Here is a 17,872-nt window from a genome sequence, read left to right as displayed (position 1 = left end):
CCCCCCCCCCCCCGCCCCCCGCCCGACCCCGGCTCTCAGCCGGCGAGGTGCGACCAGTCGCCCTCCAGCTCGCGCCAGGTCCCCTGGGCCGCCACCGTGCCCTCCCCCAACACCACCACGTGGTCGGCCCGGACCAACGCGGCACGCTTGGCGGTGGACCCCACCACGGTCACGCCGTGCGCCCGCAGCGCCTGCCACAGCGCCAGCTCCGTCGTGACGTCCAGCGCCGACGACACGTCGTCCGCGACCAGCAGTTCGGTACGCGGCGCCAGCGCCCGGGCCAGGGCCAGCCGCTGGAGCTGACCGCCGGAGAGCCGGGTGCCCTTGTGCCCGATGAGCAGGCCCAGCCCACCCCCGGCGGCGGCCAGGTCGTGGTCGAGCTGCGCCGTGCTGACCGCGTCCGCCGCGTCCACCTGGTGGCCGAGCGCGATGTTCTCGACCACCGTGCCGGAGAGCACCCGGGGTAGCTGACCGACGTAACCGACCTGGTTGGGGCGTAGGAACAGCTCGGGCTCGGTGACCGTGTCACCGTTCCACCGCAGCTCGCCGGTGTGGTGCACGATGCCCGCGAGGGCCCGCAGCAGCGAGGACTTGCCCGCTCCGACCGGCCCGACGACCAGCACCAACTGCCCGCGCTGGACCGTCAGGTCCACGTCGCGCACGGCGACCGTGCCGTCGGAGTGCACCACCGAGAAGCCGCGCAGCTCCAGTCGGCGCAGCGGGCGGCGCGGCGGCGGCGTCGGCGCGGGCGCGGTGCCGCCGGCCAGGTCGACCGCCGGCACCCCCACCGAGTACGCCCCCACGCCCGTCATCGCCACCGTCCGCCGGGTCCACACCCGCGCCGACGGCAGTTGGGAGATCAACGACGCGGTGGTCCAGGCGAACCACCGGGCCGCGCCCAGCGTGGAGACGGCCACCAGCACCGTGCCGGCCGACAGTTCGCCGCCCAGGTAGAGGGCCCACGCGCCGATCGGCAGCAGCCCGCTGACCACCGCCGGCGTCGACCGGGACCACACCTGCACGGCGATCTCCCGGCGCTGCCGGTCACTGCGCAGCACGTCCAGGTCGGACAGGTGACGCAGCACCGCTGACGTCGCGCCGGCGAGCTTGACCGTCCGCGCCGCGGAGAGCGCGGAGACCAACGCGGTGGCGAAGGCGGCCCGCGCCGCGACGGTCGCCCGCGCCGCGCGCTCCAGCTTCGGCCCGAACAACGTCGCGGCCAGGCCGGAGACCACCATCGTGCCGAGGAAGAACAGCCCCGGTACGACGCTGCCGGTGACCGCCGTCATGGCCACCACCAGCACCACCGCCACGGTCTGGTCCAACACGTTGTCGGCGAGCTGCACCACCCGCTCGGTGTCGCCGCCCTGGGCCACCACCTCCGCCGGGCTGTGCGAGCTGACCCGGCGAGGGCCGGTCTGGCCGTGCACCAGCCGCAGGCCGATCCGCAGCATCTGCCGCACCCACCAGTGCGGAAACCACACGTGTGTGTAGAACGGCAGCGGCAGGGTGACCAGCAGCCCGGCCACGATGCCCAACGCGGGCAGGTACGGACTGCCGGAGCCGTCGACCAGGTCGGCCCACAGCCACGGCAGCAGCGGACCGTCCAGCCCCAGCAGGCTGAGTCCGAGGAACAGGGCGATCGCGGCGGCTCCGTACCGGGGATCGTTGGTGCAGAGCCGGATGATCTCCCGGAAGGTCCGCGCCGGCGGCGTCGGCGGCAACGGCGGCGGGTCGGTACGCGACGCCGACGCCGACCCGGCCCCCGCCACCGCCGCCACATCGACCGAACCAGCGGTGTCCCGACCGGCGGTGTTCGGGCCGGCCGTGTCCCGACCGGCCAGCAGGTCGGTGCCCGCCGTGTTCGGGTCGGCCAGCAGGTCGGTGCCGGCGGTGCTCGGGCCGGTCAGGAGGTCGGTGCCGCCGCCGGTGCGGGACGTCGACGCCCCGCCGGCGTAGACGGCGGCGTGACTGGTCGCCAGCAACTCGGCGAACCGCGTGGACGTCTCCAACGGACCGGCCTCGACCACCGCGCCGTCGGCGAGCACCACCACCTCGTCGCAGCGGCGCACCGAGGAGAGTCGGTGCGCGATCACGATGCCGATCCGGTCGCGCAGCAGTCGCTCGGTGGCCCGCTGCACCCGCGCCTCGGTCACCGGGTCCAACCGCGCGGTGGCCTCGTCGAGGATCACCACGTGCGGGTCCCGGACCAGGATCCGGGCGAACGCCACCAACTGTTCCTGCCCGGCGGAGAGCACGTGTCCGCCCTCCCCCAGCCGGGTCGCCAATCCGTCGGGCAGCTCGGCGATCCAGCCGGCCAGGCCCAGTTCGTCGAGCGCTCGGGCGGCGGCGTCCAGCAGGTCCGGGTCGTAGAGCGCGACGTTCTCGGCGAGCGTGCCGGCCACGATCTCGGTGCGCTGCGGCACCAGCGCCACCCAGCGGCGCAACTCCTCCACGTCGAGGTCGCACAGGTCGGTGCCGCCGAGGAAGACGGTGCCCGGCGGCACGTCCACGGCCCGGGTGAGCACCTTCGCCAGGGTCGACTTGCCCGACCCGGTACGCCCGATCAGAGCGTACGAGCGTCCCCGCGCGAAGGTGAGGCTGAGCCCGCGCAGGGCCGGACCTCGTCCACTCTCCGGGCCGCTCACCTCGTACCCGAACGTCAGGTCCCGGATGCGCAGGTCGCCCTCGACCGGGGTGGCCCCGCCGACCGGTTCCTGCCGAACCTTCTGGAGCAGCTGCACGCGGGCCCACGCGCCGAGGGCCTCCTGTAGTTCGGGCACCATCCGGCCGACGTGTTCCGCCGTGGCCCCGAAGGCCAGGGCGAGCAGCCAGATGGCGGTGAGCCGGGCGGCGTCGACCCGGCCGGTGGCCAGGGCCCAGGCCCCGCCGAGCACCACCGCGCCGACGCCGACCCGGATCGTGGCGGTGGCGACCGTCGCCACCTTGGCCGAGAGCACCCAGACCCGATGGCCGCGGGACAGCACGGTGGCGGCCCGCCGGGCATAGAGCCGCAGCACGTACGGCTGGGCCAGGCTGGTCCGCACGTCGTCCTGGCCGTGCACCGCCTCCTCCATCACGGCGGCCAGGTCGGACCATGCCTCTTCCTCGACCATCCGGGCCGGGCCGATCCGTGCCGTGGGTCGGCGCAGCCCCACCCCGAGCACCACGGTCAGCAGCAGCATCGCGATGCCGGCCGGCCACCACACGGCGAGCGCGACGACCATCGACAGCAGACCGACGCAGAGCCCCTGGGCGAGCCGCGAACCCTGGTTACGAACCGCCGACGCCACCTGGTAGACATCCCCGTCGATGCGGTCCAGCAGCTCGCCGACCGGGGTGGTCTCGAGGCTCGGCAGATCCTGCCCGAGCGCGACCCGGCAGAGCCGCCGACGGACGTCGGCGGACCAGTCGGCGGTCAGCCCGGCCATCACCAGGCTCACCACCAGGTCGCTGAGCACCACGGCGGCCAACGCGGCGGCGAGGACCGTGAAGGAAACGGCCGACCGGTGTACGAGCACCGCGCCGGCCAGCGCGGACGCGCCCGCCTGACCGGCGGCGCCCAGCACGATCAGGATGGCCACGAGCGTCATACGGCGTGGCGAGGTGGCCCACAGATCACGGAGCAGGCGCATGGGAGGTTCCTCCGGACGTGGGTGGCGGAACACCCAGCGTGCCGGCAGCGCCCCGGTCCCCTCAACCGATTTACCCGCCCTGAGCAGGTCATCCCCGATCGCCCGGCGCGCCGACAACGGGAGCGCGAGACCTGCCCGCCCCCGGACAGCCATGATCGACTCGGCATCGCCGATCCAGGGGCATCAACCGGCCCCGAACGGCCATGATCAACTCGACATCACCGATATCGCGGTGTCATCCGGCCTCGGATACCCCAACTTCGGCGATGTCGAGTCGATCACGACCCGAATGCTTTGGCACCCGCCACGCCGTTCGCGCCCGCTGGGCGATATGTCCGGTCACCGGGTCTTCGCGGGGGTGACCGGACGCACGGCTGGGCTGGAATCGCGGCGGGCCGCAGGTCGTTACACAGCCTGACGATCGCAGGACCACGGCCGAGCCCCCCGCCCCCGCGGGAGCCAAGCCCCCCGGGAGTGACCCCGGACCGCGGGTCGTTACACACGGTCCCGGCACGGCGAGCCCCGCTCCCCGCGGATCGTCAGCCCCCGGGAATGACCCCGGACCGCAGGTCGTTACACCCGGTCCCGGCACGACGAGCCCCGCTCACCGCGGATCGTCAGCCCCCGGGAATGGCCCCGGACCGCAGGTCGTTACACACCCTCCCGGCACGGCGAGCCCGCTCACCGCGGATCGTCAGCCCCCCGGGGAATGGCCCCGCCCCCCGGGTCGTTACACCCGGACCGGCCGCCACGAGCCCCCCCCCCCCCGCTCGTAGGCCGCCCCCCAGTCTTTGAGCGCCCGGACGAGGTGCTGACACCCCCGTCACCGATCCCCCGCACTGGTGACAGGTGGGTGTTTCCTACCCCCGAAGGAGCAACCCCCATGAACACGATCTTCCGCAAGAGCATGCTGTCCATCGCTGGTCTCGCGTTCGCCGGTGGCGTCTTCGCCGGCCCCATCGCCGCCCACGCCAACCCGGTCGACGCCAAGCCCGCCGCCGCCGCGGTGCAGACCGCCGCACCCAAGCCGCAGGGCGACCAGTCGCACATCGACCTCAACGGCGAGCAGACCGCCAACGCCAAGGCCATCATCGCCGCCACCAAGAAGGCCGGCCTGCCCGAGCGGGCGGCGGTCATCTCGATCGCGACGAGCCTGCAGGAGTCGAAGCTGGAGAACCTGGGTCACCTCGGCGACGCCAACGACCACGACTCGCTGGGTCTGTTCCAGCAGCGCCCGACCAGCGGTTGGGGCACCCCGGAGCAGATCACCAACCCCGAGTACTCCACCACCGCGTTCCTCAAGGGCCTGCGTCAGGTTGACGGCTGGCAGGACATGCCGCTGACCGACGCCGCCCAGACCGTGCAGGTGTCGGCGTACCCGGACGCGTACGCGCAGTGGGAGCAGCAGGCCACCGACCTGGTCGCCCACAACTGGAACAGCTAACACACACAGATGGCCGGCACCCCGACAACGGGTGCCGGCCATCGCCGTACGTCCAGCAAGATGCTTCAGAAGAGGACCGTGGCGAGCGTGCCGACCGGTTGGAAGCCGCAGCGTTCGTAGACTCGGCGGGCCGGAAGGTTGAAGTCGTTGACGTACAGGCTGACCGTGGGAGCGACCCGGGCCAGCGCGTCGCGCACCACGGCGGCCATGGCGGCGGCGGCGATGCCCCGGCCCCGCCATTCCGGGGCGACCCAGACGCCCTGGACCTGGGCGGTCCGCTTCGTCACGACGGCCAACTCGGCCTTGAACACGACCTTGCCGTCGACGAACCGGGCGTACGCGCGGCCGGCGCGGACCAGGTCGTTGACCCGGCGTCGGTAGCTGCGGCCGGCGTCCTCGGCGAGCGGGGAGACGCCCACCTCTTCGGTGTACATGGCGACCGCCGCCGGGAAGAGTCGGTCGACCTCGCCGGAGCGGACGCGGCGTACCTCTGGATCGGCCGGTCCGGCCGGCGTCGTGTCGGTGGCCAGCAGCGGCTGGTTGGGGCGGACGTCGCGGGCCGGACCCCAGGTGTGGGAGAGCCGGTCCCAGAGGGCGAGGACGGCGTCCGCGCGGCCGACGATCGAGGAGCAGAGCCGGTCCTCCCCGGCGAGCAGGTCGGCGAAGGCGGAGACGGCGGCGTCGTTGGCGAGCACCGGCGTCAGGTTGCCGCCGAGCCAGCACAGTGATTCGAGGTTGCGGCGGGCGCCGTACCCCAGGATCCGCCCTTCGGCCCGCCACCAGGACAGTCCGCGCGCGGCGATGCGCTCGGCGACCTGCGCGCCCGCGAACGGGTCACGGTCGAGCAGGCGCTCGACCGCGCGGCGCTCCGATTCCCCCAGTTGCCGTACCGGCACCGTAAGCACGACTACCAGCCTGCCAGATCGACCCCTCGCCCCGCCGGCCGAGTGGCGAGGCGGACCGCAAAGGGCCGAATTGCTCACCGCTACTTGTCGGCGATGCATTGCCGATATATCGTTGATGCATCAGCGACAGTACGTAGAGAGGGAGAACCCGATGCGGTTCCATCGACAGCACCACCCGATGCACGAGGCCCGGATGCGGGGATTCGGCTTCCCGCCGGTCCCGCCCGGCCCCCACGAGCACGGCCACGAGCACGGCGGGCGCGGCCGTGGTCGCGGGCACGGCCGCGGCAGGGGGCGACGCCCCAACGTCCGCGGCGCGGTGTTGGCCCTGCTCACCGAGCGGCCGATGCACGGCTACGAGATGATCCAGGAGATCGACTCCCGTACCGGCGGGGCCTGGCGGCCCAGCCCGGGTTCGATCTACCCCACGCTCCAGCTCCTGGAGGACGAGGGTGTGATCGCCGCCAGCACCGAGGAGCCCAGCGGCGGACGGAAGCGGTTCACCGTCACCGAGGCCGGTCAGGCCGAGGCCACCGCCGCCGCGCAGACGCCACCCTGGGCGGACGTCGCCCAGGACACCGTGAGCAGTTGGCACGACATCCGCGACTCCGGCGCGCAGGCGATGAACGCCCTGCGGCAGGTGATGATGCACGGCACCGACGACCAGCGTGAGCGGGCCGCCCAGGTCCTCGACGAGACCCGACGCAAGCTGTACGCGATCCTCGCCGAATCCGAGTGAGACCCGCCAGAACGAATGCGGGCCGCTCCCCGAGGGGGAACGGCGCGCCGCAACGAAAGCGGGCCGCTCCCCGAGGGGGAACGGCCCGCTTTCGTGGAACTGGCTCAGTGCACGGTGACCGTCGGGCCGGTGACCAGCCCGCGCAGCTCCTCGGGCAGATCGGCACCCATCTCGTCGGCGATGCGCAGCGCCTCTTCGATAAGCGTCTCCACGATCTGGCCCTCGGGCACGGTCTTGACGACCTGCCCCTTGACGAAGATCTGGCCCTTGCCGTTGCCGGAGGCGACACCGAGGTCGGCCTCGCGGGCCTCGCCCGGACCGTTGACGACGCAGCCCATGACGGCGACCCGCAGCGGCACCGGCAGCCCTTCGAGGCCGGCGGTGACCTCCTCGGCGAGCTTGTAGACGTCCACCTGGGCACGGCCGCAGGACGGGCAGGAGACGATCTCCAGGCCGCGCTCGCGCAGGCCGAGGGACTCCAGGATCTGGTTACCGACCTTGATCTCCTCGACCGGCGGGGCGGAGAGCGACACCCGGATGGTGTCGCCGATGCCCTCGGCGAGCAGCGCGCCGAAGGCGACCGCCGACTTGATGGTGCCCTGGAAGGCCGGCCCGGCCTCGGTGACGCCGAGGTGCAGCGGGTAGTCGCACTGCTCGGCGAGCTGCCGGTACGCCCGGATCATCACGACCGGGTCGTTGTGCTTCACCGAGATCTTGATGTCGCGGAAGCCGTGCTCCTCGAAGAGCGAGCACTCCCACAGCGCCGACTCGACGAGCGCCTCGGCGGTGGCCTTGCCGTACTTGGTGAGCAGCCGCTTGTCCAGTGAGCCCGCGTTGACGCCGATCCGGATCGGCACGCCGGCGTCCCCCGCCGCGCGCGCGATCTCCTTGACCTTGTCGTCGAACTGCCGGATGTTGCCCGGGTTGACCCGGACGGCCGCGCAGCCGGCGTCGATGGCGGCGAAGACGTACTTGGGCTGGAAGTGGATGTCGGCGATCACCGGGATCTGCGACTTCTTGGCGATCGCGGGCAGCGCCTCGACGTCGTCCTGGGACGGCACCGCCACCCGGACGATCTGGCAGCCGGACGCGGTCAGCTCGGCGATCTGCTGCAGGGTCGCGTTGACGTCGGAGGTGAGGGTCGTGGTCATTGACTGCACCGACACCGGCGCGCCGCCACCGACCGGCACCGAGCCGACCATGATCTGGCGGCTGGCCCGGCGGGGTGCGAGCGGCGGGGGCGGCACAGCGGGCATGCCGAGACTGATAGCGGTCACTTCAGCACTCACCTTGGGAAGAGCGTGATCGGGTTGACGACGTCCGCGGTGATGGTCAGCAGCGTGAACACGCCACCGATCAGGATCACCGCGTACGTGAAGGGCATCAGCTTGAGATAGTCCACCCGACCCGGGTCGGCCCGGCCGATCCGCGCGTAGAGCCAGGAGCGGGCCCGCTCGAACCAGGCGATGGCGATGTGGCCGCCGTCCAGGGGGAGCAGCGGGAGCAGGTTGAACACGCCGATGAAGAAGTTCAGCGAGATGAAGAGCAAGACGAACATCAGCCAGGCCCCGTGGGCGACCGCCTCGCCGCCGAGCCGGCTGGCCCCGACCACGCTGATCGGGGTGTCCACGTCACGTTCGCCGCCGGTGATGGCGGTCCACAGCGCGGGGACCTTCTGCGGCAGCCGCTGCAACGCGTCGACGGTGCCGACGGCCAGCCCGCGGGTGAAGTCGCCGGTGGCGCCGAACGCGGCGACCGGACCGTACGTGACGAGGTTCGGGGTGGTGATGGTGAGCCCGACGCCGAGCGCGGCGACCGGACCGATGGTGCCCTTCGGGTTGTCGAGCGGCGGACGCTCCGTCTGGGCCAGCACGGTGCTGGTCTCGCCGGGCTGGCCGTCGCGGACGTACCCGATCTTCACGGTCTCGCCCGGCTTCAGCGCGCGCAGGCCGGTGAGCATCTCACCGTAGTTGTTCACCGGCTTGCCGTTGAGTGCGGTGATCCGGTCGCCGTCGCGAAGCTGGGCCTGGGCTGCCGGGCTGGCCGGGTCACCCGGGGCGCAGGCGCGCTGGTCGATCTTCGGCATCACGCAGTCGGAGAGCGCGATCACCGCCGGCTCCTGCCGGACCTGCGCGTCGTTCGTGGGGAACTTGGGATTGGGCAGGCCGAGGGTGACGGCCGCCAGCCAGATGGTGACAAGCGCCAGCGCGAAGTGGGTGATCGAGCCCGCGGACATGACGATCGTGCGTTTCCACACCGGGAACCGCCACATCGCGCGCGGCTCGTCGGCCGGGTCGACGTCGTCGTCGTTCGGCGTCATCCCGACGATCTTGCAGAAGCCGCCGAGGGGGATGCCCTTGAGTCCGTACTCGGTCTCGCCCCGCTGGAACGACCAGATGGTGGGGCCGAAACCGACGAAGTACTTCGTGACCTTCATCCCGAACGCCTTGGCGGTCAGCATGTGACCCGCCTCGTGCAGGCTGACCGAGATGAGAATGGCCAGGGCGAAGAGGACCACCCCGAGCAGGTTAGACATCAAGCTCCTTCCACCGAACCCGCGATGATCTCCTGCGCGTGCGCGCGCGCCCACGACTCGGCCGCGAGCACGTCCTCGACGGTACCTGGTTCGCCGAAGTCCGGAGCGTCCTCCAACACGCGCTCGAGGGTGTCGACGATGCCGAGGAACGGCAGCCGTCCGGCCACGAACGCCGCCACGCACTCCTCGTTCGCCGCGTTGTAGATCGCCGGGCGGCAGCGTCCGGCCTCCCCGGCGGCCTTAGCGAGCGCCACGGCCGGGAACGCCTCGTCGTCCAGCGGCGCGAACTCCCAGCTGTGCGCTGCCGTCCAGTCGACGGCGGCGGCGGCCTCGGGCACCCGGTCCGGCCAGCCGATGCCGAGCGCGATCGGCAGCCGCATGTCCGGTGGGCTGGCCTGGGCGATCGTCGACCCGTCCACGAACTCGACCATCGAGTGGATCACCGACTGCGGGTGCACCATGACGGTGATGTCGGCGTAGGGCACGTCGAACAGTTCGTGCGCCTCGATCACCTCAAGCGCCTTGTTGACCATGGTCGCCGAGTTGATCGTGACGACCGGCCCCATGTTCCACGTCGGGTGCGCGAGCGCCTGCTCGGGTGTGACCTGCGTCAACTCGTCGCGCCGCCGTCCCCGGAACGGGCCGCCGCTGGCCGTGACGACCAGCCGCCGCACCTCACCGCGCGACCCGGACCGCAGACACTGCGCGAGCGCCGAATGCTCCGAGTCGACCGGAACGATCTGCCCCGGCCGCGTCACCGCGGCCTTGACCAGCGGGCCGCCGGCCACGAGCGACTCCTTGTTGGCCAACGCGAGAGTACGACCACCGCGCAGCGCGGCCAGCGTAGGAGCGAGGCCCAGCGAGCCGACCACCCCGTTCAGCACGACGTCGCACGGCCACTGCGCCAGCTCGGTCATGGCGTCCGGGCCGGCCACGATCTTGGGAAGCTTGAAGTCCCCGGTGGCCCAGCCGCGCCGGCTCGCCTCGGCGTAGAACGCGAGTTGCAGGTCCTGCGCGGCGGACGCCTTGGCCACCCCGACCGCCTCGACGCCCAGCTCGAGGGCCTGCGCGGCGAGCAGTTCGACGTTGCCGCCACCCGCCCCGATCGCCACCACCCGGAACCGGTCCGGGTTGCGCCGGACGATGTCGATGGCCTGTGTGCCGATCGAACCGGTGGACCCGAGCAGAACAAGATCGCGGGGGGAAGTCACCGGGCCATTCTCCCCCACCGCCGCTGTGTGCCCGCTGGGAGCCTCAGCCCACCCCGCCCGCCGCCGCCGGCCTTGATCCACACGAGTTCGCCAATCTCGGGGTATCCGCAGCTCCCGGACACCCCGACGTCACCGAACCCGTGTCGATCAAGCGGTGCCGGACTCGTCTGGGACCGATTCCTCGTCCAGCAGTTCGGCCGGATCGATTGAGAACTCGAAGGGCTCGCGCATCGCGAAGGTGCTGCCCGCTGCTGCGGCGGCCATCGGCCGGTACTCCCCGTTGACCAGCTCGAACAGAGCCAGCGTCGGTACCCGATTGCGCAGGTCCACTCGGAGAAAGAACGGAACTCCAGCAGCCGCGTACTCCCGGGGCCGGTCGATCACGTCCTTGCGTCGGTTGCCCGGCGAAACGATCTCCCCGAGTAGTACCGCCTCGGCGATGGGTACCGTCGTGCGGCCACCCCCGGAGCTGCGCAGCGCAACGATGTCTGGAATGAAGAGATCATCCCCGGAGAGGACGTTGATCTCCGGATAGACCCAGAAGCCAGCCTTTCGCGCTGCACGGTGGAGCACGTAGGGCAGTTCCCGCTCGACCGACTGATGGTCGATCCCCGCATGTGGTGTCACGATCACGCTTCCGCTCAGGACCTCAACCTTGGGGCCGTTGGTCTCCGGCAACAGGTCGAGGGCGAGCTGCGCGGTCCACGGCTCGTCGTGCCACCGCAGCACGTCGAACGACGGCTCGGTGTGCTGCGGCGCCGGCTCCGGCGCGAACGCTGCCTGGGCCATTCGGGCTCACCCCCTCAGCGGACCATCCTTCTCAGGTCAGCCTAGCCACCGCCGCCCACGATGTGCGTCGCCGCACACATGGTCCGTCTATCCGAAATGACCGCACCGCAGCCTCCGCGCGTGGCGGTGCAGATCTTGGACACTTTCCGTCATGGCCGAACGGAAACTTTCCAAGATCTGCGGGCCGACCCCGGGCTCGTCGTGGTCCGGTGCCGTACGACGGCCAGCCAGACCGCTGCGCCGATGCAGGAGACGGCAAGCAGGGACAGCAGCACCAGGGCCGGGTTGACCCAGACGGGCACCAGGTCGTAGGTGGCATTGCATCGATCGTGCAGGGGGAACCATCGCGACGACTCACGCCAGTGCACGGCGCGGTAGGCGCTGTCGTAGCTGACGCCGGCCTGTCGGCAGGACTCCTCCGAGCTCATGGAGGAACCCGCGAACGCCCCGACGAACCAGGTGACGACGGCTGCAGCGATCGAAAGCCCGGCCGTCGCGACGAACCAGCCCGGGGTCTTCCACCTGCCGGTGAGCAGAGGTCCGCCCCACAGCCAGAGCACGAACAGAGCGGGTACGGCGAGGCAGAGCCCGGTCGCGACGACACCCATCGTGATTCTCAGCCTCCCGCGAGCGAGCCGGCCGTGATCATTGCACGGGCTGGTGCACCGCCGTGAACTGGACGAACGCGGCCCAGGCCGAGGGTGTGAAGGTCAGCGTCGGTCCCTGCCGGTCCTTGCTGTCGCGTACGCCGACCACCTCGGCGAAGCCGGCCACCTCGACGCAGTCGCCCTCGCCGCCGGATCGGGTCGACGTGCGCCAGACTCCGTCACGCTCCATCGGTCATCTCCTTCGCTATGGCCACGATCAGCTCACGGGACTCGTCGGCGCTGAGCGCCCGCTCGCCGAGGGAGCGCCAAGCGTCCTCGTAGATCTCAATCTCGTGGGTCTTGTCAAGGTAGACCGCGCCGCACGGGCCGTCCATGTAGATCGTCGTCGGCTCCGGCTCGCGGACGTCGGACGGGAAGTCGAGCATGGTGAAGGTGCCGGCCTGCGCCCAGCGCACCAGGCCGGCGTCGAGGGGCAGCACCCGGATACCGATGTTGTGTTGTCGCGACGACACCACAAGCGAATCCAGTTGCCGGCCCATCGCCGCGCGATCCCGCAGCGGCCGGCGCAGCACCGCCTCAGCCAGGATGACGTCGAGGCGCGGGGCGCGCGGTATCGCTCGGACCAGCAACCGTTGCCGGCGCAGCCGCACGTCCACCTTCGCCCGTCGATCCGCCTCGCTCATCTGCGGGTGGTCAGTCGCGATGACCTCGGTCATGTACTCGATCGTCTGCAACAACCCGGGGATGAGGTCCGCCTCGTACTTGCGAATGCGGGTGGCGGCGGCCTCCAGGCCGACATACAGCTTGAACCAGTCCTTGATCGCCTCGCCGTAGCTGTGCCACCAACCGTGCGCCTTGGTCTCCCGAGCGAGCGCCCGCATCGTCTCGATCGTCTCCGGGGACGCGCCGTAGACGCGACACATGGCCGCCACGTCGTTCGGGTGCATGGAGACCTGCCCGGTCTCGTACCGCCAGATCCGGGGTGCCGACCATTCCAATTCCTTGGCCGCCGCGGAAACGGTCACGTACGCGTTTTCGCGAAGCTCTCTCAGATATCTGCCGAGCTGCCTCCGCGGAACCGTGCTGCCGGAGTCGTCCACGTCATCTCCCTGACTGTCGTCGCGTAAGCCGCCTCGTCCCTCGGTCCGGATTCTGCTCCGAAACATTGTGTTGAACCATCAGTGGAATGACCCTCATTGATGACGGCGACCGCGAAAATCCCACCGGAGGACGGCCATGGAAACGACCGACGACCTGCCATTGCCGCCCTACGTGACCAAAGAGGACGTCGTGTTCGCGCTGCGGGCGGTCAGCGTGCACGCCCCCGTGCGGCGACCGGACGGCGAGCGCTGCCGCAGGGACGACGCCCGGCACCCGTGCCGACTGCACCGTTGGGGCCGTCGCGTCCTGCACGAGCGCGGCCTGACCGACGGGCAGATCCAGACGTTGGTGGACGGCGGAACGGTGGTCCTGCCATGAGCGTCGCAACCGAGCCCCGCTGGATCATCCACCTGCCGACCACGCTGACCAGCCTCGACGAGGTGACCGCCCTGGCCGTGGCACTGCGCGACTCGCTCGGTCACCTCGCCGTCGTCGACTTCGGCGAGACCACGCTCAGCGAGGAGGACGCGCAGTTCCTGCGTACCCGAGTGTTCTGTGACGCCCGGCTGGGCGAGGCCGGCCGGTGCCGGCGACCCGATGCCCACGACGGCCCCTGCGCGGCGACGATCGACTCGGGTTCATGAAAATCGGGGTGTCCGCTGCATGCGGACACCCCGATTTCACGGAAACGGCGGGTTAGCCTCAGCCGCCGTTGATGACGAACTGCGAGCCCGGCTGGATGACGATGTTGCCGTCGGCCGAATTCGTGATGGTCACGTTCGTCAGGTTGGCGTTACCGCGCGCGCCGCTCATCGCAAGGATGCCGGCACCGTTGTTCGACTTGTCGATCCGTACGTTGGTGATGGCGACGTTCGGCATGTTGCCGCCACCGTTCTTGAACTGGATCCCGTCGTACGTCGAGTCGACGATGTCGGTGTCCCGGATGGTGACGCCGGTGATGTCCCGGGTGGAGGGGAACAGCGTGATGGCGCCGAACTCCTGGTCCTCGTTCCAGAACGCGCCGCCGGTGCGGTAGAGCCCGTTGTTGGCGATCAGCGTCGTGCCGGAGAACGGCAGCGGGTCGTGGTCGGTCGCCAGCATGATGCCCGGGTAGTTGGCGGTGTCGTAGATCAGGTTGTTCTCGATCGAGTTGTCGTAGCCGCCGTAGATGGCGATGCCGTTGGCCCGCCAGGGCAGCTGGACGGTGTTGTTGACGAAGTGGTTGTCGTGGGCGATGTCGACGCTGCGGTCCTTGACGTACGGGTTGGCCCAGACGGCGAGCGCGTCGTCGCCGGTGGTCCGGAAGGACGAGTTGAACACCCGCGAGTTGCGCGTGCCGTTGCTGAAGTTGATGCCGTCGGCGTACGTGTCGCGGATCCGCATGCCGCTGAACTCCAGCCCGTCGGCCGGCCCCCACAGGTCGGGGATGTTGTCGTAGTCGCGGCCCACCCAGACGCCGACGTTCGCGTGCTCGATCCAGACGTTGCTGATCTTGGTGCCGGTGCCGAACCGGCCGTTCAGACCGACGCCGCCCTCGGCGTTGCCGTCACCGCCCCGGATCCGGCCGGAGCCGAAGATGGCGATGTCGGAGATCTGGGTGTTCTTGTCGATGTCGAAGCCGAAGTTGCCCTCGTGCGGGTGGTTGATGCCGCCCACCACGTTCTGCGGCTCGGTCAGCGTGTAGAGCTGCGAGTGCCACATGCCGGCGCCCCGGATGGTGACGTTGCTGATGCCGACCTGGTTGTACATGCCCCGGTTCAGCGGGTCGTCGGTCAGGATCTTCTGCTCCTGCCGCCACTGCCCGGCCGGGATCCAGACGCAGCTGATGACGCCGTTCTGGTCGTCGGTCACCGCCCGCTGGATGGCGGCGGTGTCGTCGAGCCCGTCGTTCGGGACCGCGCCGTACTGGGTGATCGACGTGCAGCCGGCCGGTTGGCTCAGCGGCGGGGCCACCTGCTCCAGGTCGATCATGTCGATGACGTAGAACGAGGCGGTGTCGCCCGAGTCGCGCTGCAACTTGAACCGGGTGCCCGCCGGGTACGACTGCGACAGCAGCGCGTTCGACTCGTCGAAGAGCCGTCGGGCGTCGGCCTGCGGGGTGTTGGTCAGCGCCTCCGGCCCGTCGGTGTCGCCGTAGAGCCAGCTGTGCTTCGACGACAGGGTCAGCTTGCGGGAGAAGACGTCGTTGACGTAGAGGCTGATGGTCGCCTCGATGCCGCCGCCACCGGGCGCGTCCGGGATGGAGTTGCGCACCACGATGGCGTTGGCCTGGTTGGCCGAGGTGAACTCGACGAACTGGCCGGTGCCGGTGAGGCGTACCGACTTGCGGCCCGAGGACTCGCTGGCGAAGTTGGTGTGCCCGAAGGTGCGCAGCGGGTCGGCCTCCAGCAGCGTGCCCGAGTAACGGCCGGCCTCCGCCTCGTACGAGACGTACGGCACCGCCGCGCCGCGTCCGACCACGATGGACTGGCTGAAGGTGTTGTTGCTCTCGTTGGTCTCGGCGACCACGTTTGTGGCGTCGGCGGTGGCGGTGATGGTCGCGCCGCCGCTGGTGGCGGTCCAGCTACCGCTGACGGCCACGGTGGCCGTCGCGCCGGCGGCGATCGAGGCGGTGTTGGTGTTGAGCGTGGTGCCACCCACCACCAGTCGGGTGACGGTGGTCGCGCCGGTCGCGGTGGTGCCCCGGTTGCGGACCGCCACGGTGAAGGTGACGGACGCCCCGACGGCCGGGTTCGGCGGGTTCGAGGCGATGCTGAGCACCTGGAGGTCGGGGCCCGGCGCCTGCGCCACCACCAGCGGCGACGCCGCCGTGAGGCTGTTGTTGCCGTTGTTCTGCTCGACGACCGTGTTGGTCGGGTCGACCACCGCCGACACGGCGTAGCTGCCCATCGGTCGCGTACCGGCGTTGAACGACACGGTCGTCGAGGCGCCGGCGGCGAGCGCGCCCACCGTGGCGCTGCCGACGAGCGCCCCGGCCAGGCTGAAGTTCACCGTCGTGGCCGCCGCGGCGGCGCTGCCGATGTTCTGCACGACGGCCGAGAGCGTGATCGCGGAGACCTCGCTGGGCGACGTCGGCGACCAGCTCAGCGAGCTGACGACCAGGTCCGGGTTGGGGGCCGGCGTGCCGCAGACCTCCAGCTCGGCCACCTGGCCGGACGGAGCGCCGGTGTTGCCGGTGAACCGCAACTGCACGTCCGCCGTGGTCGCGCTGACCGGAATGGTCACCGTGTTGACGCCCTGGACGAACTGGTAGGCCGCCGCCGACACCAGGCTGGTGTACGACGACGACGCCTGGTCGCGGCCGAGGACCTGGATCGTCTGGGTACGGGTGCCCCAGGACGAGTCGGGGTTGAGCTTCACGGTGACGCCGGAGATCGAGTGGTTCGCGCCGAGCGCCACGGTGAGGTTCTGCGGGTAGCTGGCCGCGCCCTCCCAGTACGTGCCGAGCTGCCCGTCGTTCGCCTTGTCGGGGGTGAAGGTGAAGGTGGAGCCGCTCGCCGTCATGCTCTTGCCCTGCGCCACGTTCGTGCAGGCCGGGGGGTTGCTGCCGGTCCGGGTGACGGTGTTGCTGTTGCCGGACAGGTTGCCCGCGCCGTCGCGGGCGCGGACGTAGTAGGAGACGGTCGCGGTCGTGGGCTGGGTGTCCTGGTAGGTGAGGACGGTGCCCAGCGTCGCGATCAGGCTGCCGCCCCGGTAGACGTTGTAGCCGGCCAGGCCACTGCCACCGGAGTCGGTGGAGGCGCCCCAGGTGAGCGTGATCGTGCTGCCCGACGTGCTCTGCGACAGCGTCCCCGGCACGCTCGGCGCGGTGGTGTCACCGCTGCCGGTGCGGGTCACCGTGTTGCTGTTGCCGGAGACGTTGCCGGCGGCGTCGCGCGCCCGGACGTAGTACGACACGGTCGCCGTGGTGGGCTGGGTGTCGTTGAACGTGGTCACGGTCCCGACGGACTGGAGGAACGCGCCGTTGCGGTAGACGTCGTAGCCGGCGACACCGCTACCGCCGGAGTTGTCGGTGGACGCGACCCAGGCGAGGCTGATGGTGGTGCCCGACTGGGTGTACGAGAGGTTGCCGGGCGCGCTCGGCGCGGTGGTGTCGGGGGTGGTGCCGCCGCTGCCGTACACCTCCAGCTCGGAGAGCTGCCCGGCCGGCCAGCCGCTGTTGGCGGTGATGGTGATCCGGACGTAGCGGGTGGCGGTGGCGCTGAAGTTGATCGTGGCGGTGCTGCCGCTCGCCGGGTTGAAGGTGTACGTCTGCGACCCGGCCAGGTCGGTGAACGACGAGCCGTCGGCGCTGCCCCGCACGCTCAACGTCTGGGTGCGGGTGCCCCAGCCCGAGGTCGGCAGCTTCAGCACGACCTGGTTGACCGACTGTGACGAGCCGAGATCGACCTGTACCCACTGGGGGAACGCGTTGTTGACGCTCTCCCAGTAGCTGCCCGCGTTGCCGTCGACGACCTTCGACGAGTCGTAGACGTCGGCGTGCCCGCTCTCCTGGGTGGGACGACCCTGGGCGAGGTTGGTGGCCGCCGCGGCGACGGCGCTGCTGGCGGCGGCCGGTTGGTCGGCGGGGCGGGCGGCGGAGGCCGGAGTGGCGAGGGCCGGGTTCGCGAGGGCGGTCGCGATCAGCGTGGTCGCGACTGTCGCCGCCACCATCCTGAACAGTGTCGCTCGTCGTCTCATGACTGTCCTGTCGTCGGGGGACGGTTGCCGCGGGCGGGGGTGACCACGGTGGGGTGGGTGGCGGTGCGTCGCCGACCGGTGAGGCGGGCCGGCGTTCGAGGGGTACGACCATCAACGGGCCTCCCCAGGAGGCCCGTTGAATCTTCCGCGAGCATGCACAGAATCGTGCACGCGTTTGTCTAGTTCTTGCGTAACTTTGACCAAAGGTTACTGACGTGCTACGA

General features: G+C 70.7%; 14 protein-coding genes. 4 read left to right on the top strand and 10 right to left on the bottom strand.

Annotated elements, in window-relative coordinates; genetic code table 11:
- Positions 1 to 35: 35 nt before the first annotated feature.
- A complete protein-coding gene (locus AB0J36_RS16950) occupies positions 36 to 3,635 on the bottom strand; it encodes an ABC transporter ATP-binding protein/permease (RefSeq protein WP_363660840.1) in 3,600 nt (1,199 codons plus the stop codon).
- A gap of 883 nt (positions 3,636 to 4,518) precedes the next feature.
- Between AB0J36_RS16950 and AB0J36_RS16945 the strand changes: the two genes are divergently transcribed.
- Positions 4,519 to 5,079, top strand: coding sequence for a hypothetical protein (locus AB0J36_RS16945; RefSeq protein WP_357175101.1), 561 nt, complete (start codon positions 4,519 to 4,521; stop codon positions 5,077 to 5,079).
- 65 nt (positions 5,080 to 5,144) lie between these two features.
- Here the strand turns inward: AB0J36_RS16945 and AB0J36_RS16940 are convergent, their stop codons facing one another.
- Positions 5,145 to 5,984, bottom strand: coding sequence for a GNAT family N-acetyltransferase (locus AB0J36_RS16940; protein ID WP_357175097.1), 840 nt, complete (start codon positions 5,982 to 5,984; stop codon positions 5,145 to 5,147).
- 151 nt (positions 5,985 to 6,135) lie between these two features.
- On the opposite strand from AB0J36_RS16940, the gene AB0J36_RS16935 reads away from it, so the two are divergent.
- The gene (locus AB0J36_RS16935) at positions 6,136 to 6,723 is read left to right on the top strand and encodes a PadR family transcriptional regulator (RefSeq protein ID WP_357175093.1); all 588 of its coding nucleotides are present in this window, start codon (positions 6,136 to 6,138) and stop codon (positions 6,721 to 6,723) included.
- 104 nt (positions 6,724 to 6,827) lie between these two features.
- Here the strand turns inward: AB0J36_RS16935 and ispG are convergent, their stop codons facing one another.
- The 7 genes from ispG to AB0J36_RS16900 form a co-directional block, all read right to left on the bottom strand.
- On the bottom strand, positions 6,828 to 8,000 hold the full coding sequence (gene ispG / locus AB0J36_RS16930) for a flavodoxin-dependent (E)-4-hydroxy-3-methylbut-2-enyl-diphosphate synthase (protein ID WP_363660839.1): 1,173 nt from the start codon (positions 7,998 to 8,000) through the stop codon (positions 6,828 to 6,830).
- Positions 8,001 to 8,008: 8 nt separating this feature from the next.
- Entirely contained in the window at positions 8,009 to 9,259 is a 1,251-nt protein-coding gene (locus AB0J36_RS16925; RefSeq protein ID WP_357175089.1) for a site-2 protease family protein, read from the bottom strand.
- Positions 9,259 to 10,470, bottom strand: a complete 1,212-nt coding sequence (gene dxr / locus AB0J36_RS16920; RefSeq protein ID WP_357122311.1) for a 1-deoxy-D-xylulose-5-phosphate reductoisomerase — start codon at positions 10,468 to 10,470, stop codon at positions 9,259 to 9,261. The genes AB0J36_RS16925 and dxr overlap by 1 nt, the downstream gene beginning before the upstream one ends.
- A gap of 147 nt (positions 10,471 to 10,617) precedes the next feature.
- Positions 10,618 to 11,259 (bottom strand): Uma2 family endonuclease, encoded by a 642-nt coding sequence (locus AB0J36_RS16915; RefSeq protein ID WP_357122308.1) that lies wholly within the window; start codon positions 11,257 to 11,259, stop codon positions 10,618 to 10,620.
- A gap of 149 nt (positions 11,260 to 11,408) precedes the next feature.
- Positions 11,409 to 11,867, bottom strand: a complete 459-nt coding sequence (locus tag AB0J36_RS16910; protein ID WP_357175086.1) for a hypothetical protein — start codon at positions 11,865 to 11,867, stop codon at positions 11,409 to 11,411.
- Positions 11,868 to 11,904: 37 nt separating this feature from the next.
- Positions 11,905 to 12,096, bottom strand: a complete 192-nt coding sequence (locus tag AB0J36_RS16905; RefSeq protein ID WP_357175083.1) for a DUF397 domain-containing protein — start codon at positions 12,094 to 12,096, stop codon at positions 11,905 to 11,907.
- A complete protein-coding gene (locus tag AB0J36_RS16900) occupies positions 12,086 to 12,967 on the bottom strand; it encodes a helix-turn-helix transcriptional regulator (protein WP_357175080.1) in 882 nt (293 codons plus the stop codon). The genes AB0J36_RS16905 and AB0J36_RS16900 overlap by 11 nt, the downstream gene beginning before the upstream one ends.
- 136 nt (positions 12,968 to 13,103) lie before the next feature.
- Here AB0J36_RS16900 and AB0J36_RS16895 point away from each other — a divergent pair, with 136 nt between their 5' ends.
- Complete coding sequence (locus tag AB0J36_RS16895; protein ID WP_357175076.1) at positions 13,104 to 13,346, top strand: hypothetical protein; 243 nt, start codon at positions 13,104 to 13,106, stop codon at positions 13,344 to 13,346.
- On the top strand, positions 13,343 to 13,612 hold the full coding sequence (locus tag AB0J36_RS16890; RefSeq protein WP_357122292.1) for a hypothetical protein: 270 nt from the start codon (positions 13,343 to 13,345) through the stop codon (positions 13,610 to 13,612). The genes AB0J36_RS16895 and AB0J36_RS16890 overlap by 4 nt, the downstream gene beginning before the upstream one ends.
- Positions 13,613 to 13,670: 58 nt before the next feature.
- Here the strand turns inward: AB0J36_RS16890 and AB0J36_RS16885 are convergent, their stop codons facing one another.
- On the bottom strand, positions 13,671 to 17,621 hold the full coding sequence (locus tag AB0J36_RS16885) for a CARDB domain-containing protein (RefSeq protein ID WP_363660838.1): 3,951 nt from the start codon (positions 17,619 to 17,621) through the stop codon (positions 13,671 to 13,673).
- Positions 17,622 to 17,872 lie beyond the last annotated feature (251 nt).

It is taken from the genome of Micromonospora sp. NPDC049662, from assembly GCF_040675055.1.
Classification (GTDB): domain Bacteria; phylum Actinomycetota; class Actinomycetes; order Mycobacteriales; family Micromonosporaceae; genus Micromonospora.
This window is presented reverse-complemented; position numbering and strand designations above follow the sequence as displayed.